General features: G+C 62.8%; 15 protein-coding genes and 1 pseudogene. 5 read left to right on the top strand and 11 right to left on the bottom strand.

Annotated features, from left to right (window positions below):
- Positions 1 to 32: 32 nt before the first annotated feature.
- The 4 genes from BO74_RS06195 to BO74_RS06180 are packed head-to-tail and all read right to left on the bottom strand — an operon-like array spanning position 33 to position 3,561.
- Entirely contained in the window at positions 33 to 2,198 is a 2,166-nt protein-coding gene (locus BO74_RS06195; protein WP_496440852.1) for a methyl-accepting chemotaxis protein, read from the bottom strand.
- 59 nt (positions 2,199 to 2,257) lie between these two features.
- Positions 2,258 to 2,773: a chemotaxis protein CheW gene (locus BO74_RS06190; RefSeq protein WP_496440851.1), complete on the bottom strand. Its 516-nt coding sequence runs from the start codon at positions 2,771 to 2,773 to the stop codon at positions 2,258 to 2,260.
- Between the two features lie 14 nt (positions 2,774 to 2,787).
- The gene (locus BO74_RS06185) at positions 2,788 to 3,150 is read right to left on the bottom strand and encodes a response regulator (RefSeq protein ID WP_496440850.1); all 363 of its coding nucleotides are present in this window, start codon (positions 3,148 to 3,150) and stop codon (positions 2,788 to 2,790) included.
- Positions 3,151 to 3,201: 51 nt separating this feature from the next.
- On the bottom strand, positions 3,202 to 3,561 hold the full coding sequence (locus tag BO74_RS06180) for a response regulator (RefSeq protein ID WP_496440944.1): 360 nt from the start codon (positions 3,559 to 3,561) through the stop codon (positions 3,202 to 3,204).
- 448 nt (positions 3,562 to 4,009) lie between these two features.
- On the opposite strand from BO74_RS06180, the gene thiE reads away from it, so the two are divergent.
- Both thiE and hemL read left to right on the top strand, forming a co-directional pair.
- Positions 4,010 to 4,657, top strand: coding sequence for a thiamine phosphate synthase (gene thiE, locus BO74_RS06175; protein ID WP_496440849.1), 648 nt, complete (start codon positions 4,010 to 4,012; stop codon positions 4,655 to 4,657).
- On the top strand, positions 4,644 to 5,924 hold the full coding sequence (gene hemL, locus BO74_RS06170) for a glutamate-1-semialdehyde 2,1-aminomutase (protein WP_496440847.1): 1,281 nt from the start codon (positions 4,644 to 4,646) through the stop codon (positions 5,922 to 5,924). The genes thiE and hemL overlap by 14 nt, the downstream gene beginning before the upstream one ends.
- 24 nt (positions 5,925 to 5,948) lie before the next feature.
- Here hemL and corA read toward each other — a convergent pair whose 3' ends face one another.
- From corA to BO74_RS06135, 7 genes are all read right to left on the bottom strand, one after another.
- Complete coding sequence (gene corA / locus BO74_RS06165) at positions 5,949 to 7,253, bottom strand: magnesium/cobalt transporter CorA (protein ID WP_496440846.1); 1,305 nt, start codon at positions 7,251 to 7,253, stop codon at positions 5,949 to 5,951.
- Positions 7,254 to 7,372: 119 nt separating this feature from the next.
- A complete protein-coding gene (gene mtgA / locus BO74_RS06160; protein WP_496440844.1) occupies positions 7,373 to 8,092 on the bottom strand; it encodes a monofunctional biosynthetic peptidoglycan transglycosylase in 720 nt (239 codons plus the stop codon).
- A complete protein-coding gene (gene aroE / locus BO74_RS06155; protein WP_496440843.1) occupies positions 8,089 to 8,907 on the bottom strand; it encodes a shikimate dehydrogenase in 819 nt (272 codons plus the stop codon). Before aroE ends, mtgA begins: the two co-directional genes overlap by 4 nt.
- A 37-nt stretch (positions 8,908 to 8,944) precedes the next feature.
- Entirely contained in the window at positions 8,945 to 9,895 is a 951-nt protein-coding gene (locus BO74_RS06150) for a cell envelope integrity TolA family protein (RefSeq protein WP_496440841.1), read from the bottom strand.
- Positions 9,846 to 11,789: a ribonuclease catalytic domain-containing protein gene (locus tag BO74_RS06145; RefSeq protein ID WP_496440839.1), complete on the bottom strand. Its 1,944-nt coding sequence runs from the start codon at positions 11,787 to 11,789 to the stop codon at positions 9,846 to 9,848. The genes BO74_RS06150 and BO74_RS06145 overlap by 50 nt, the downstream gene beginning before the upstream one ends.
- A gap of 8 nt (positions 11,790 to 11,797) precedes the next feature.
- A complete protein-coding gene (locus BO74_RS06140; RefSeq protein WP_496440837.1) occupies positions 11,798 to 12,367 on the bottom strand; it encodes a YqiA/YcfP family alpha/beta fold hydrolase in 570 nt (189 codons plus the stop codon).
- Entirely contained in the window at positions 12,364 to 13,188 is an 825-nt protein-coding gene (locus BO74_RS06135) for an undecaprenyl-diphosphate phosphatase (protein ID WP_496440836.1), read from the bottom strand. Before BO74_RS06135 ends, BO74_RS06140 begins: the two co-directional genes overlap by 4 nt.
- 147 nt (positions 13,189 to 13,335) lie before the next feature.
- Here BO74_RS06135 and BO74_RS06130 point away from each other — a divergent pair, with 147 nt between their 5' ends.
- The 3 genes and pseudogenes from BO74_RS06130 to BO74_RS06120 form a co-directional block, all read left to right on the top strand.
- The gene (locus BO74_RS06130) at positions 13,336 to 13,785 is read left to right on the top strand and encodes a rhodanese-like domain-containing protein (protein ID WP_496440834.1); all 450 of its coding nucleotides are present in this window, start codon (positions 13,336 to 13,338) and stop codon (positions 13,783 to 13,785) included.
- The gene (locus tag BO74_RS06125; RefSeq protein WP_496440832.1) at positions 13,782 to 15,005 is read left to right on the top strand and encodes an MFS transporter; all 1,224 of its coding nucleotides are present in this window, start codon (positions 13,782 to 13,784) and stop codon (positions 15,003 to 15,005) included. The genes BO74_RS06130 and BO74_RS06125 overlap by 4 nt, the downstream gene beginning before the upstream one ends.
- A 147-nt stretch (positions 15,006 to 15,152) precedes the next feature.
- Positions 15,153 to 15,356, top strand: a pseudogene (locus BO74_RS06120) (IS110 family transposase); the annotation flags it as partial.

Below are 15,356 nucleotides of genomic sequence, written 5' to 3'. Positions count from 1 at the left end.
AGGGCAGTTTCTCCGATCCGGGCAGAGAACGATCAGCCGACCTTGAAGCCCGCAACGGATCCTTTGAGTTCCGTGGCAAGACTCGCCAGTTCGCCGACCGCCAACGCGGTCTTTTGCGTACCTACGGTGGTTTGTTCAGTCACGCGCAGAATGTCCTGCATCTTGCCGGCCACCCCGGTAGCAGCATCCGCCTGCTTCCGGGTAGCGTCGGAGATGTTCTCGATCAGCTCCGCCAGGTTCTGCGACACGTGCCCGATCTCCGCCAGCGCCTGCCCGGCGGCGTCGGACAGTTTCGCTCCTTCGACCACCCCGCGCGTCGACTCCTCCATCGCGGATACGGCACCCTGCGTATCGGTCTGAATCGTCTTCACGATCGCGGCGATCTGCTTGGTCGCCTCGGCAGAGCGTTCGGCCAGTCGCTGCACTTCTTCGGCAACCACCGTGAAGCCTCGCCCGGCATCGCCTGCCGAAGCGGCCTGAATCGCCGCATTCAGGGCCAGCACGTTGGTTTGCTCGGTAATGTCGGAAATCAATTCGACGATCTCGCCGATTTCCTGCGAGGACTCGCCGAGACGCTTGATCCGCTTGGACGTTTCCTGAATCTGCTCGCGAATCTCGTTCATGCCCTTGATGGAATCCTGTACCGCCTGCGTTCCCTTGCCGGCCGCAGCAAGCGATTGACGGGCAACCTGCGCCGACTGGTCCGCTTCGCCGGAAACCTGGGTCATCGAGCTCGCCATCTCCAGGACGGAATGCCCCGCTTCCTGGATTTCGCGCGACTGACGCTCCGCGGCATCAAGAAGTTCTTCGGAGGTCTGCTGGGCGATTTCAGTCGCAGTTGTCACGCGGCCCGCGGCGTCATTGATTCGCCCGACCAGAACCCTCAGTTCCTCAACCGTGTAGTTGATCGAATCCGCGATCGCGCCGGTGATGTCTTCCGAGACCGTTGCCATGACCGTCAGGTCCCCATCCGCCAGGTCACCGAGTTCATTCATCAGGCGCAGAATGGCATCCTGGTTCTGTCGATTGATCGCCTCGGAATCCTGCCGGCTCTGCTCGGCCAGCGCAGCCTGCCGCCGCGTATCATCGAGATAGACCTTGGCCATCATGGCCAGCACGGCCAGCGCGAGGAGGATGAAGACGGTCAGCGATACGACGTAAACCGTCCGCTCGGTTGTGCCAACCTGATAGGCGCTGGCCAGCGAGTCAGCCGCGTCAAGAAGCGCTTCGTTATCAACGAAGATCCGTGCTCCGGCCTGCTTGGCGAAGACCAGTTCCTGCATCCCCGAGAGAATGTCACCGACAGCGCCCTGATAGTCCTTGAAGGCGATTTCCAGTTCACCGACGACGCGTCGCGTTTCGCCATCCGCCGCCGGCATGATGCGCAGTTCTTCGCTGCCTTTGGCGAAAGCCGTCAGGAACTCGCGGAAGGTATTGGTATCCTTGCCGAGCTGGAAGGCGATCTCGGGGCTGATGGCGTCGCCGATTCGCAGCGCCGCAACGTTCTTGGCAATTCGTTGCGTTAGCATCACCAGTTGGTTGGCCGCGGCGATTTCGCGGACGTTCGCGCCCGTTTGCAATTTGTGTGCAGCCAGCTGCTCGGTAAGATCAAGCAACAGCGCATTGTTTTCGCCAATGGAGAACGTGCGCATCCCGAAGATCACCATCTTCTTTTCCAACCCGAGCAGTTGGGTCGTGTTGCGGTCGGTCACCTCCCAGTTGGTTTCCAGGTTGCGGAGTTGCGCCCCGACCCTTTCCGGTGAAGGCGGCACGGTGAGCCCGAACAACTCGCCACCGTTTTTCAGTCGATCCATGTTGAACGCGAACTTGCCGTGCGAGTCGCGCAGGAGCATGAAGGCGAAGGGATCTCCCTGCAATGCAAGGCTGGACGCCTTGGCGAGACGCTGCGAGAGCATGCGCAACTCTCCAGCCGTTGCAACGTAGGCCGTGTTGTAGGCCGAGGCACGGTTGTCCTGGAAAACCAGGCCGGCGATGACCGCCATCAGCAACACCAACGTAAGACCGAGAATCTGCAACTGCCGGGTTACCGGATACTTCGCCAGGAAACCGAAACCTACGGTTTCCGGCCCCTTCACCGGGGAAATCGGGACATCCGACGGGGACTGAATGGTTACAGTCTGATCGCCAGAACTCTCGCTGCCCCGCTTGAACTTGGGCAGGCTCAACTTGAAAGGCATAAAAATCTCCGGTTCGACCGCTCAATGTAATAGTTTATCGACAGCAATCACAACAAGACTCAGCCCGAGACGCTGATATCCATGAACGCTTCGTCCGCCAGCAACGCCTTGACATCAAGGAGTTTCCAGCGACGCCCCTCCTTGTCGGTAAACGCCTGCGCCGCCCATTCCGGCGCATTCACGTCAGGCGCCGCGCTGGTCAGGTCATCCCTGTTGCGCAGGCCCAGCATGCGGTTTACCAACAACGCCGCATTGTTCCCGTGGCGCGTCCCGATCAACAACAACCGGGAAGCCGCATTTTGCGGCGTGCTTTCCTTGCCCTGAAAGGCAGAAAAATCAGTCACCGAATAAAGATTCCCGCGAATGTTCGCCATGCCGACGAACCAGGGTTTCGTCAGCGGCACATCCGTCAAGTGCTGCAATGGAACCACTTCACCGGAATCGGCAAGGGTAACCAGCCAGTATTCCGCCCCGGACTGGATGCCAAGCAACCCGGCCGCGCTCCGTCCGGCCACGCCGGCAAGACGCGCCGCCAGATGCGCCTGAAACTCCCGCAGACTCCCCTTGGTGGCCATGTGTTATACGCCGGTCAAAGCGCAGCGATTTTCGCCAGAAGATCTTCGCCGTTCACCGGTTTCACGATGTAGTCAAGGGCCCCCTGCCGCAGCCCCCAGATCCGGTCGGTCTCCTGCCCCTTGGACGTGCAGACGATGATCGGAATGTGCTTGGTCGCCTCGTCCCGGGTCAGTGTCCGGGTCGCCTGGTAACCGTTCAGACCCGGCATGACGACATCCATCAAGATCAGATCGGGCAATTCCCGCCGCGCCTTCTCGATACCTTCCTCGCCGTTCTCGGCGGTGATCACCTGATAGCCGTTCCGGCTGAGAAGTTCGACGAGAACATGGCGCTCGGTCGGCGAATCATCAACGACGAGGACTGTTTTAACCGGCATGATATCTACTCCCTCATTGCTTCAATACAATTCAAAAAACGACGGACCAGCCTAGGCGCGTTGAGTCGCCAGGGTGGCGACCGACTGCAGCAGGCTGTCCTTAGTGAAAGGTTTGGTCAGGTACTGATCGGAACCGACCATTCGCCCCCTGGCACGGTCGAACAAGCCATCCTTGGACGACAACATCACCACCGGCGTGGCACGGAACCGTGGATTCTTCTTGATCAGCGAGCAGGTCTGGTAGCCATCAAGACGCGGCATCATGATGTCGCAGAAAATGATGTCCGGCTGATGATCCGCGATCTTCGCCAAGGCATCGAATCCATCCTCGGCAAGGATGACCTGACAACCGGCCTGCACCAGAAAGATCTCCGCACTGCGCCGGATCGTGTTGCTATCGTCGATGATCATCACCTTGATGCCGCTCAGGCTTGCAACATTCGCCAATCGCCACCTCCCGAATATTTGCGGAATGACCTGCTCCACAAGACCATTGAAATGCGCACGGCTCTTTTTATTCCGCGGAGCACTATACATCAGTCACATATATTTCAACCACTTCTGCCGGCATGCTGAGGCATTGATTCAAATACACGCCCCCGGTGCAAGACACATGGCCAGCGACCGCCCGGCACGGGACAGTTGCCTGCGCACTTCCGCTTCCTGCACTCCATCCTCAACCGCATGGCACCGCGTGCATTTCGGTTAGAATCCGGCAAAGACAAGCGCCCGATTCTAGCCAACGCCGGCCAAGGATGCCAAGCGTTTCTTGCTATGAGCATGCGCTTCCCATTACGCGAAACTCGCCGAGCAGTCCGAAGTGATCATGCTCGACTGGTCAAGGGGGCCCAAAAACCGCATGACATGCAGACCATTTTCCGGACTTTACGCAATCACGCCTGACGGGCTGGATGAGGATGCTCTGCTCTCCCGGGTTGATGCAGCCTTGCGCGGCGGCGTGCGGATTCTCCAGTATCGCGACAAAAGCAACGATGCCGAACGCCAATCGCGCGTTGCGCATGAATTGCGCAAACTGTGTTCGCAACATGGCGCCGCCCTGATCATCAACGACAACGTCCCGCTCGCCATCACCGTCGGCGCCGACGGCGTTCATCTGGGTGCCGAGGATGGCGACCTCGCCGCCGCCCGCGCGGCTCTCGGGCCGGAGCGGATACTGGGAGCCTCGTGCTACGCCAGTTTCGACCTCGCCGTCGCTGCGGCAAAAGCCGCGGCCGATTATGTCGCCTTCGGCGCAGTTTTCCCATCGCCGACCAAACCGCTGGCCGTTCGCGCCGATCTGTCGCTCTTCGCGCGTTGCCGGAAGGAGTTGTCGATTCCGGCTTGCGCGATCGGGGGAATCACGCTGGCGAACGCACGCCCTGTCATCAACGCCGGAGCCGACCTGCTGGCGGTCATTACCGACCTGTTCGAGGTGCCGGACATCGAAACCCGCGCCCGCGACTTCCAGACCCTTTTTTTCGAGGAACAACACCGTGACCACTCGTAGTGAAGATCTGTTCGAACGCGCCCAACGGCACATCCCCGGCGGTGTCAATTCGCCGGTACGCGCCTTCCGCTCCGTGGGAGGAACACCCTGCTTCGTCTCCAGCGGCAGCGGTGCCAGAATCACCGACGTCGACGGCAAGTCGTACCTCGACTACGTCGGATCGTGGGGCCCCCTGATTCTCGGGCATGCACACCCCGACGTCGTGGCCGCGGTCCGGGACGCCGCCGGCAAGGGACTTTCCTTCGGCGCGCCGACCGAACTGGAAGTGGAAATGGCCGACCTGCTGTGCAAGCTGCTGCCCTCGCTCGACATGGTCCGGCTGGTCAGTTCGGGCACGGAAGCGACAATGAGCGCTATTCGCCTCGCGCGCGGCCACACGGGGCGGGATCTGCTGATCAAGTTCGAAGGCTGCTACCACGGCCACAGCGACAGCCTGCTGGTCAAGGCGGGGTCGGGCATGCTGACCTTCGGCAACCCGAGCTCCGGGGGTGTGCCGGCCGATCTCGCGCAGCACACGCTGGTCCTCGACTACAACGATGCCGAGCAGGTCGAACAGGCCTTCGCCCGTCACGGCGACCGCATCGCGGCGGTGATCGTCGAACCGGTCGCTGGCAACATGAATCTCGTCGCGCCTGACCCCATATTCCTGCAGACATTACGTACTGAATGTACCAAGCACGGCAGCGTTCTTATCTTCGACGAGGTGATGACCGGCTTCCGCGTCGGTCCGACCTGCGCGCAAGGCCTATACAGCATCACCCCCGACCTGACCACTCTCGGCAAAGTCATCGGCGGCGGCATGCCTGTCGCCGCTTTCGGCGGCAAACGGGAGATCATGGAGAAGATCGCGCCGCTGGGGCCGGTCTATCAGGCCGGAACGCTCTCTGGCAACCCGGTCGCCGTCGCAGCTGGCTTGACGACACTCAAACTGATCCAGACGCCGGGATTGTTCCCGGAACTCGAACGCAAGACCGAACTGCTCTGCGACGGGCTGAGCGCCGCGGCCGTGAAGCATGGCATCGCCTTCTCCGCCCAGTCGGTCGGCGGCATGTTCGGCCTGTACTTCCGGGCACATTGCCCGCGCAACTTCGGCGAAGTCATGCAGTGCGACACGGCGGCATTCAACCGCTTCTTCCACGCCATGCTCGATGCCGGGCATTACTTCGCGCCATCGGCCTACGAGGCCGGGTTCGTTTCGGCGGCGCACAGCGAGGCGGATATCAAGGCGACGATCGACGCCGCCGAAGCGGTCTTCCGGAGTTGGTGACTTCCGCCGGGGCTGGCGGCTGACTCAGCGCAGCCAGCCCTTCTTGTGGAAGAACCAGAACGGCACGGCGATCGAGACCAGCATCAGGCCGAGCGAGAACGGGTAGCCGTACTTCCAGTGAATCTCCGGGAACCATTCCTGGAAATTCATCCCGTAGATGCTGGCGATCAGCGTCGGCGGCAGCATGGCGACGGACGCCACCGAGAAGATCTTGATGATCTTGTTCTGGTTGATGTTGATGAAGCCGACGGTCGCATCCATCAGGAAGTTGATCTTCCCGAACAGGAAGGACGTATGCCCGTCGAGCGACTCGATGTCGCGCAGGATCTGGCGCGCGTCGTCAAGCTGGTTGGGCGTCAGCGATTTGCCGCGGATCAGGAAGGACACCGCCCGCCGCGTGTCGTGCACGTTGCGCCGGATCCGCCCGTTCAAATCCTCCTCGCGGGCAATGTCGGCCAGAATCCGTGCCGCCTCCGCGTCCGTCACCTGCGTTCCGAGCACTCGCCGGCTGGACTCTTCAAGCGAGGCGTAGACGTCCTCGAGCGTATCCGCCGAGTATTCCGCATCGGCGGCGTAAAGGTCGAGCAACACGTCCTTGCCGTCGGTCACATAGCCGGGCTGCGTACGCGCACGCAAACGCTGCAAGCGGAAAACCGGCAGCTCCTCGGTCCGGACAGAAAACAGCACGTCGCGATGCAGGATCAGCGCCACCGCCACGTTGCGCGACTCTTCCTTGGTGTCGAGCAGGAAGTCGGAGTGCAGGTGGATTTCCCCGTTATCCTCCACGTAAAAGCGTGCGCTGGCCTCGAGGTCGGTCAGGTTGCTCGGATTCGGCAACTCGACATCGTAGAAGCGGCCGACCCAGGCGCGAATCTCCGGCGTCGGCGCCACCAGGTCGATCCAGATCGGCTTCAGACACTTCAGGTCGTACGGGGTCGTTACGCTGATCTGACTAAGCCGGCCATTGCGCAGCTCGAAAGCGGAGACCGAGGTTTTCTCATTGCGCAGATGGCTGTCGCAGATCAGGTCTTCGCGGATTTCGTCGGAAAGAATTTCGAGAATCGCTTCGCCGCGCTCCTCGCGCACCTCATACCAGACGACCAGTCGCTCTTCCGGCTCGAGAACCTCGATGATCCTGGCGATCTCGTCCAGCGGCACCCGCTCCAGCAGGCTGCGCAGTTCGGCGAGATGCTGCTTGTGCACGACATCCTCGACCAGATCGTGGCGCGGCATGTCCTGTCGGTGGACCAGGCCCTCCACGAGCTTTTGTTTGGCGAGCAGTTCTCGCACGCTGCCCAGGAAATCGGGGCTGTTTTTTTCTTCGCTCATTGGGAGGATCTCCCCTGGATCAGGTGTTCACGATCGGGCTGGAGGAGTGCGCAAGCGCCTGGCCACGCACCAAAACTGGGGCCGATTCTAGCACGCCGGAGCGCGCCGGCAGGGCCGCGTCAAGGGATTCTGGCAGCCGGCATTCGCGACAGGATCAGTGCCGACTTGCGGACCAGTCCCGGAGCGTTGCGATGGCGATCGTAGTAGCGCGGGCTGGGCACCATGCCGGCCAGACGAGCAGCCTGCTCCGGCGCAAGTTGCCCGGCACCGATCCTGTAGTAATGCCGGGCCGCCGCCTCGGCGCCGAAAACGCCGTTCCCCCACTCGATCACGTTCAGATAGACCTCGAAGATGCGCTGCTTGCTCCACACCGTCTCGATCATCAACGTAACCACGGCCTCCTGGAGTTTGCGCCACGGCGTCTTCTGCGGAGAAAGAAAGAGATTCTTGGCCAGCTGCTGGGAAATGGTCGACCCGCCCGCGACGATCCTGCCGCGCCGCAGATTCTTCTCCATCGCGCGCTGGATGCCGTCCCAGTCGAATCCGTCGTGCTGGGTGAACAAGTCGTCCTCGGCAACGATCAGGGCGCGCTTGAGATGAGGAGAGATTCGCGAGTAGTCGAGCCAGTGCTTCTTCAGTTGCGCGCGCGGTGCCTTTACTTGCAGTTCAGCCAGACGGATTTCCATGAACCGGGTCATATCCGGATCGACCCAGTTCCACAACACGACCCAGCCGAACAGCCAAAGCTGGTACAACAACAACACGCCGCCCAGGGCCGCCAGCCCCCACTTGAGCCAACGGAGGAAGAAAGCGATCGCCGCGCGCGCCGCGTCGGTCATGCCTTTTTCTGGAGCAACTCCGCGACCGGCCGGACATCGGGACGCACCCCGCGCCAAACGTAGAACGACTCGGCGGCCTGTTCGAGCAGCATTCCCAGCCCCTCGGAGATCATCCCGGCGCCCTGGTTGCGCGCGAACGCGCGGAACGGCGTGTCGCCCAGACCGTACATCATCTTGTAGGCCAGGCTTCCGGGAGCAAAGATCCCCTCCGGCAGCGGCGGCATCGTGCCGCTGAGGCTCGCCGAAGTAGCGTTGATCACGATGTCGAAGACCTGGCCGGCCAGATCCTCATAGCCGCAGCCGCTGACCGGCCCGAGCGACGCAAAACGTTCGGCCAGCGAGCGGGCTCGCACCACGGTGCGGTTGGCGATGACCAGCGATGTCGGGTGCTCGCCGAGCAACGGCCCGACGACGCCCCGCGCCGCGCCACCCGCGCCGAGCAGCAGGATGCGCTTGCCCTGGATCGGATAGTTCAGGTTGACCATGATGTCGCGCAACAGGCCGACACCGTCCGTGTTGTCGCCCACCACTTCGTTGTCGTTGAACACCAGGGTATTTACCGCGCCAGCCTGTTCGGCACGCACGGTCAACCGGGTCGCCAGCTGGAAGGCTTCCTGCTTGAACGGCAGCGTCACGTTGGCGCCCTTGCCGCCTTCGGCGATGAAGGCATCCACCGCATCGGCAAACCCGTCGGTCGGGGCGAGAATCGCCCGGTACTCGATGTCCTGGCCGGTCTGGCGGGCAAACGCCATCTGGATGATCGGCGACTTGCTGTGGCCGATGGGGTTGCCGAAAACGCAGTATTTGTCGGTCATTTCGAATTGCCTCAGGGAAAGATGAAAACGAGGTGAATCAGTTAGTCGTCGCGACCTGACTGCCTTTGGTAAACGTCCAGGTGCGGGTAATTTCGAGAATGTCGAAATCACGCGCGATATCGGGAGGAAAATTGGCGAAAGGTTCCGCCATCCGCACGACGCGCCGCGCGGCATCGTCCAGCACCCGGCTTCCCGAGGAGCGATCGATGTCGATCCGTTCCACGCTGCCATCGCTCTTCAGGCGAACGGACAGCACCAGGCTACCGTAGATCTTTCCGCGCGCAGCCTCCGGGTAGTTGAGCGTACCGATGCGTTCGACTTTCTGCCGCCAATCGTCGACGTAGCGAGCGAACCGGTATTCCCTGACACGGGCGCTGGTCAGGCGCCCCACGCGCGGGCGCTTGTTGTACTCCTCCGTCTGCCGGGCGATCTCGCCTTCCAGCCGGGCCATCTGCAGCGACTTGCTAACCAGATCCAGCCCGCTCGGCACGGCTTCCGCAACCGGGGGCGCTTCGGTCTCCGCGGACTCCTTGACCGCGGCTTTCGGCTTTCCCTTGGACTGGGCGAGCAGCTGTTTTTGCCTGGCCTCCAGCGTCCGCACGCGCTTCTGGGCCTGCTCGAGGTCGTTGCCTGCCTGCTGACGGGGCGAAGGGGGCAACGGCGTCTTGACTCGTCGTTCCTGCTCGCTGTTGCCACCGCCATCGAGGTTGGCTTGGGCCAGCGCCTGGGCGTCCTTCGGCGCCCGTGCCGACTTGGCGTTGACCAGGATGATGTCCAGCGCCTTTTCCTGAAAGGCCCGCGACGCATCCGGATACTTGAAATGCAGCGACAAGAGCACGGCGTGCAGGACCAGCGAAAACGCGAGGGCGATACCGAAGTTGCGCTCGCCCGGCGAGCGCAGCACCACCGGCGGGTTCAACGCCATGACCGCGCTCATATCAACCGGCCGACCCTTCGCTTTCCGCGCTTTCTTCTGCTGCTTCTTCATCGAATTCGTCATCCCGCACAACAACCGCTTCCAGGGTTTCCAGATAGCGGCAACCCAGCTCGAGCGTCAAGAAATCGATCGTCTCCACCGACAGACGCACGCGCTGCCCCGGCGCCAGATCGGGAACCGAAGGCACCCGCTGCAGCAGCGGCAGGTGGTCGAGTTTAACCAGATTCTCCCGGCGGATGGTGGCGTCGATCGTCTGCACACCTTCCTGTCGCAGCCAGCGCAGGCACCAGTAGCGTTCCATCTGCCGCTGGAAGTCGGCGTAGGCACTGTAGGTCAGGTCGAAATCGCGCATGGCGGCAAACAGCAGTTCGGACTTCGGCTTGAACGGCGGCGCCTCGCCTTCGAGACAGGCAATCAGCTGCCACTGGTTGATCAGGTCGACGTACCGGCGCAACGGCGACGACGACCAGGCATATTGATCGACGCCGAGTCCATCGTGCGGCAACGGCGACGTAGTCATGCGCACCTTGCCCCCGGTCTGTGCCCGGTAGATCGCCGGCACGCCCTTGTCGGCGAGCAGGCCGCCCCAGGTGCTGTTGGCGACGATCATCAGTTCCGACACGAGCTTGTCGAGCGGGCTGCCGCGCTTCCGTTCGCTGATTTCCACCCGGCAGTTCTCGGGATCGGCCAGATCGCCGCCAATGGAAAAGTTGTAGTCATTGACGCCCTGGACGGCGGACGGCTTGCCGCGCCGGCCTTCGCAGGCATTTGCCAGCTGCCACAGGGTTTTCAGCTCGTCACGGAACGGGAACTCGGACAGTCCGCCGGCCAGCGTCTGCTCGTTGAACACCGGCTCGACGTCGTGGTGGCGCAGATTGGCGGCAATCGGCACGATCTCGACGCACGACTCGTGGCCAGTGATCTCGAACTCCGGGGTCACCGTCAGATACAGCGACACGGCCGGGCAGTCACGCCCCTCGGCCAGGGTGAAATTGGCCACCGCCGCGTCGGGCAGCATGGTGATCTTGTTGCCCGGCATGTAGACCGTCGACAGGCGCGCACGGGCAATCAGGTCGAGCGGCGAATGCAACGCGAATCCGAGTCCCGGCGCGGCGATATGGATGCCCACCCGCCAGCCGATGCCCGGCAGTTCCTGCAGGGAAAAGGCGTCGTCGATCTCGGTCGTCGCCGCATCGTCGATGGAAAACGCCCGCACGTCGGCGCGCGGCAGATCGCCGGGAAGGGTCGGCGCATCGACCTCGGGGAAGGCGGTACCGCGCGGGAACTGCTCGCGCAGAAAACGCTGATAGTGAAAACCGTAGGCCGACGGAATGGCGCCGCACTTTTCCAGCAGATGCGGCGCCGACAGCCCGGTTTCCGCACACGCAGCCTCGAGCGCCTTGGTCTCCGGACGGTTGCGGTCGGGCTGGTAGAGCAGCTGGTCGAGCAGCGGCTGGAACTCGCCCGGCAGGACGAACGCCTTCAGTTCGCCGACCATGCGTTCGACGGCTAGCGCCTGCTGACGCTTCTTTTCAAGACCGGCCAGAGCGGCTGCGAGAATGTCGGGAGGCGCCTTGCGGAAGCGCCCTTTGCCTTTGCGGTGAAAATAGACGGGCGCTGCGTGCAGGGCCAGCAGCAGCGCAACCGCTTCGCCCGCAGAGGCTTTCTGTCCGTTGCCGCCGAAGTAGTCGTCGGCAAGATCACAAAAAGAAAACTCGCCATCGGCCGCACACTCCCAAAGGAATTCGGTTTCGACCCCTGCCGCCAGTTCTTCGGCGCGCGCCAGCAATTCGCTCGGCGCCGGCTCCTTGAAGCGCAGCAGGACATTCGACGACTTGATCTTGGCGCGCTTGCCGGACGCCATCTCGACCTGCAACGACGTGTCGTTGTCGGCCAGAACCGTCCCCGCCTTGAAGGCGCCCTCTTCTTCAAACAATACATGCATCGCGTGGATTATAACCGGCAAAATTCAATGAGTTGCGGCAAAAAGTCGGGGAACCGCGAGAAGCTGTGATCGCCGCCTTCGAGCACGATCTGGCGGCAGCCGGCGTAGCGCGCCACCGCCTGGCGGTAGTCGAGCACCTCGTCGCCGGCCTCGACCAGCAGCAGGTAGCGCGACGGTGTCACTTGCGGCGCCTCCAGCGCGCGCAGCTGCCCAATATGCTCCGTCGTGAATTCAAACGACTCGTGCGTGTGCAGGTTGGTCTGCGTGCCGAGGTACTTTTCCAGCGAGATCGGCGCGACGACCGCCGGATTGATCAGCGCGGCGCGCAAATCGTACTTCTCGGCAAGCCAGGTAGCGTAGAAGCCGCCGAGCGAACTGCCGACGACGGTCAGCGGCCCCGATTCGCGGGCGATGATCGCGTCCGCCTGGCGAATGGCCTCGTCCGGCACCGGCGAGAGAAAGGGGCAGAACAGTCGTTCGCTTTGCCCTCTTTCCGCCAGGGTATCGGCCAGCAGCCGCGCCTTCCACGACTGCGGCGACGAGCAGAAGCCGTGCAGATAGAGAATGCCGGCGCTCACGAAACGGACCACGCCACCAGATCGAACTGCCAGGTCAGCAGCACGACGATGCCGAAGGCGATCCGGTACCAGGCGAACGGCGTGAAATCGTGCGACGAAATGAAGCGCAGCAGCCAGCGCACGCAGAGGAACGCAGAGACGAACGCGGCGATGAAGCCGACGGCCCACATCGCCAGATCATCGGCATTGAGCAGCGCGCGTTCCTTGTAGAGGCTGTAGAAGGTCGCCACGATCAGCGTCGGTATCGCCAGGAAAAAGGAAAACTCGGTCGCCGCCCGGCGCGACAACCCGAACAGCAGGCCGCCGATGATCGTTGATCCCGAACGCGACATCCCGGGAATCAACGCCAGCGCCTGGGCAAAGCCCAACTTGAGCGCGTCCAGCGGCGTCATCTCGTCGACCGACTGCACCCGGACCACATGCTCGCGCCGCTCCGCCCACAGGATCAGCAACGCCCCGACAATGAAGGCGGTGGCCACCGGCAAGGGCTTGAACAGATGCGCCTCGATGGCCGACTTGAACAACAGGCCGAGGATGGCCAGCGGCAGGAAGGCAATGAACAGGTTAAGGACAAAACGGTTGGCAAGACGATCTCGCCCCAGACCGCGCACCACGCCGAGAATGCGTTCGTGATATTCCCAGACCACGGCCAGAATCGCGCCCGACTGGATGACGATCTCGAACAACTTTCCCCGATCGTCGTTGAAGTCGAGCAGGTCGCCGACCAGAATCAGGTGGCCGGTGGAGGAAATCGGCAGGAACTCGGTCAATCCTTCGACGATGCCCAGAATCAGGGCCTTGAAAAGAAGCAGCGCGTCCACGGGGGGCACATCCGGAAAAAAGGATGACGATTCTATCAGGCAACGCCACACCCACTTCCGCTGTCTAAAACGCGACTCCGCAACCGCCATCGTGCCGCCCGCCCCCGCGGTATACTTTCCGCCCGCTGACCTGTCGAGAACCGAACCATGAAAGCCTCTCCGTTCACCCTGACCGCAATTCTGGCCAGCCTGCTGCTTCCTGCCGCCCACGCCGAAGTCATCAACATCGACAACGCCGAACTGGCCCGCCTGACGGCCAAGGGCGTACCGGTCATCGACATCCGCACCGCCGGCGAGTGGAAAAGTTCCGGCGTCATTCCGGGCGCCAAACTGCTGACCTTCTTCGACGAACGCGGCAACGCCGATCCGACGCAATGGCTGGCCTCGGCCAAGGGCATCGCCAAACCTGAGCAGCCGGTGATCCTGATCTGCCGCAGCGGCAACCGCACGCGCGCCGCCGCGCAGTTCCTCTCGGAACAAGTCGGCTACAAGACGGTTTACAACGTCACCCACGGCATGAACGGCTGGATGGCGGAGAAGCGCGCGATCGTTCCGCCCACGCAGGCGATGACCTGCGCGCCGGGACTTCCCTGTTGAATTCGACCGAGGCGCCGTCCTCCTTCGCCCACCTCCTCGCCCAGCGCCCGTTCGTCCTCTTCTGGCTGGCTCGCCTGTTCGGCACACTCGCCAACCAGATGCTGATGGTTGCCGTTGCCTGGCAGATGTACGACATCACCGGCAGCGCCTGGGATCTCGGGCTGGTCGGGCTGTTCCAGTTCGTGCCGCAGCTGGCGATGACCCTGCCGGCCGGGCACCTCGTCGACCGCTTGCATCGCGGCCGTGTCTTTGCCACGTGCATGGCCGCCCAGACAGCCGTTGCCCTGTTGCTGCTCTCCGCGATACCCGGCGGGTTTGCCACACGCGGCCTGCTGCTCGGCATATCCATCGTCTTTGGCATCTCCCGCGCCTTCCAGATGCCGTCGCAACAGGCACTCATCCCGCAGCTGGTCCCACCCATCCTCCTCGTGCGAGCAATCGCTCTTTCGACCAGCGGCATTCAGGCCGCGATCATCTGCGGCCCGGCACTTGGGGGCGTGCTCTACACCGTCGGCGCCATCACGGTCTACGGCGCGGGGGCCGTCATGCTGACCCTCGCTTTCGCGCTCACGCTGGCAGTGCGCTACGACCACCAGCCGGCGAATGCGGCCAACACCCTGCGCAGCGTCTTCGCCGGGGTGTCCTTCGTGTGGACGCACAAGATCCTGCTCGGCGCCATGTCGCTCGACCTCTTCGCCGTGCTGCTCGGCGGCGCAACAGCCCTTCTGCCGATCTTCGCCCGCGACATCCTGCACACCGGCCCGGTCGGGCTGGGCCTGCTGCGCTCGGCTCCCGCCGTCGGCGCGCTGACCATGTCGCTGGCACTGGCCCGCTGGCCGCTGGAGAACCGCGTCGGCCACCGCATGCTGGCCTGCGTCGCGGCCTTCGGCGTGTGCATGATCGTCTTCGGCCTGTCCTCCAGTTTCGCGCTGTCACTGGTGGCACTGGCCATTTCCGGCGCAGTCGACAACGTCAGCGTGGTCATCCGCCTGACCCTGATGCAGCTCGAAACGCCCGACGAGATGCGCGGCCGCGTCGCCGCCGTCAACACCATCTTCATCGGCGCCTCGAACCAGCTCGGCGAATTCGAGTCCGGCGCCACCGCCGCGCTGTTCGGTCCGGTCGGCTCGGTGGTTCTCGGCGGCATCGGCACGCTGCTCGTCGCCGCCGGCTGGATCCGCTTGTTCCCGGCGCTGGCGACGCGGGACCGGATGAAATAACGCCCCTCTGCTTGTTAGGGAAGCGCTGATTTATTGAAGATTCGTCATTCCGGCGCAGGCCAATGGGATGGACTCCTCCCTTGCACCGGCATCGATGTGCCAGACTGGAGTTGTCACCAACCAGTCAAACGAAGGAAGGAGTCCAAGATGAACCTTACGCGCGTTGGAGTGGATTTGGCAAAGCAAGTATTTCAGGTGCATGGCGTGGATCGGCACGAAGCGGTGCAGGTCAAGCGAACGCTCTCGCGCCGGCAAGTGCGCAGCTATTTTGCCGGGCAAGCGCCCTGCCTGATTGGCATGGAAGCGTGCGCCAGCGCCCATTACTGGGCGCGCGAACTGAGCCAGTTGGGA

The sequence above is a fragment of the Propionivibrio pelophilus DSM 12018 genome (genome assembly GCF_059569095.1).
This window is presented reverse-complemented; position numbering and strand designations above follow the sequence as displayed.

What these genes read in the sequence shown, in the direction of transcription:
- BO74_RS06190 (WP_496440851.1), bottom strand. Translation starts at nt 2,773, where the DNA reads ATGGCCACCAAGGGGAGTCTGCGGGAGTTTCAGGCGCATCTGGCGGCG.
- corA (WP_496440846.1), bottom strand. Translation starts at nt 7,253, where the DNA reads ATGAGCGAAGAAAAAAACAGCCCCGATTTCCTGGGCAGCGTGCGAGAA.
- BO74_RS06145 (WP_496440839.1), bottom strand. Translation starts at nt 11,789, where the DNA reads ATGCATGTATTGTTTGAAGAAGAGGGCGCCTTCAAGGCGGGGACGGTT.
- mtgA (WP_496440844.1), bottom strand. Translation starts at nt 8,092, where the DNA reads ATGACCGACGCGGCGCGCGCGGCGATCGCTTTCTTCCTCCGTTGGCTC.
- BO74_RS06130 (WP_496440834.1), top strand. Translation starts at nt 13,336, where the DNA reads ATGAAAGCCTCTCCGTTCACCCTGACCGCAATTCTGGCCAGCCTGCTG.
- thiE (WP_496440849.1), top strand. Translation starts at nt 4,010, where the DNA reads ATGACATGCAGACCATTTTCCGGACTTTACGCAATCACGCCTGACGGG.
- BO74_RS06195 (WP_496440852.1), bottom strand. Translation starts at nt 2,198, where the DNA reads ATGCCTTTCAAGTTGAGCCTGCCCAAGTTCAAGCGGGGCAGCGAGAGT.
- BO74_RS06185 (WP_496440850.1), bottom strand. Translation starts at nt 3,150, where the DNA reads ATGCCGGTTAAAACAGTCCTCGTCGTTGATGATTCGCCGACCGAGCGC.
- BO74_RS06150 (WP_496440841.1), bottom strand. Translation starts at nt 9,895, where the DNA reads ATGAAGAAGCAGCAGAAGAAAGCGCGGAAAGCGAAGGGTCGGCCGGTT.
- BO74_RS06180 (WP_496440944.1), bottom strand. Translation starts at nt 3,561, where the DNA reads ATGATCATCGACGATAGCAACACGATCCGGCGCAGTGCGGAGATCTTT.
- aroE (WP_496440843.1), bottom strand. Translation starts at nt 8,907, where the DNA reads ATGACCGACAAATACTGCGTTTTCGGCAACCCCATCGGCCACAGCAAG.